General features: G+C 55.2%; 2 protein-coding genes. Both read right to left on the reverse strand.

Going from position 1 to position 859, the window contains the following annotated elements; translation table 11 throughout:
- On the reverse strand, positions 1–553 hold a 553-nt coding region (locus B5F35_RS18220; RefSeq protein ID WP_206424079.1), incomplete at its 3' end, for a hypothetical protein.
- 56 nt (positions 554–609) lie between these two features.
- A partial coding sequence (locus B5F35_RS18225; RefSeq protein ID WP_206424080.1) for a TnpV protein occupies positions 610–859 on the reverse strand: 250 nt, incomplete at its 5' end.

Below are 859 nucleotides of genomic sequence, written 5' to 3' on the forward strand. Positions count from 1 at the left end.
CCAGGAACCTGGCATTGTCCGGCTTATCCTTTTTGAAATAGGCGCAGATGATGAGGCGGCTGTTCTGGTCGTTGGCACCAATGCACAGCGCCTCGTCGATTACCTGCTGGAGCAAAGCCGGGTGAGGGAAAATGGATGGTTGGGCCGTACCCTCGGCCTGGGCTGGCTGCTGAAACGCCGCAAAATCAAAAAGAGACATCTGCTGGCTCTCTTGGGTAGGGAGCTGCGGGATGTCCGTCTGAATGAAATATTCTTTTTTGTCAATGAGCTGGGCGGTCCAGCCTGCCACCACTTCCCAGGAAAATACAGATTCCTTGGTGCGGGATGGGTAAGAGCCTTCCCACATGAGCAGGCCATTCTCCTGGGGCTTATATCCCAGGCGCTGCCCGTCAGAGATGATCTCGGTGTACCGGTCCTGATAAGCGGATTTCAGATATTCTGCCCGTTCCTGAACGTCGCTGTGAACAGAGAAGAAAAGCTCGATCTGATTTTTCTTATATTTCAGGTCATCGTCCTTGTTGGCGATGATGGCCATGATCTGCTTTTCATCCAAAAGCGCAGGGAGCTGTTCGCCACCTGCGCTTTCTTCCTGTTCCGGCTCTTGGGTCGTTAGCTGTAAATCAGTTCTGCCAGCACCATTTCCTCCGCCGCGTTCTGCAGGTTGTTCATCAGACCCACCCATTTCATCTGGTCGCTGGCTTTCAGTTCCTCCGTCGCGCCCTGAGCCTTGGCCATCTGCGCCACGATCTGCTCCATCCGGCGCTGGGCGGTCTGCTGGATCTCCGCCAGATGGCTGTTCAGCTTGCCGCTGGTCAGCAGGTTGGTGTACGTCACCCTGCGGTGCTCCTTGAGGAACTTT

Origin of the sequence: Anaeromassilibacillus sp. An200 (assembly GCF_002160025.1) — a bacterium.
GTDB lineage: Bacteria > Bacillota > Clostridia > Oscillospirales > Acutalibacteraceae > Caccousia > Caccousia stercoris.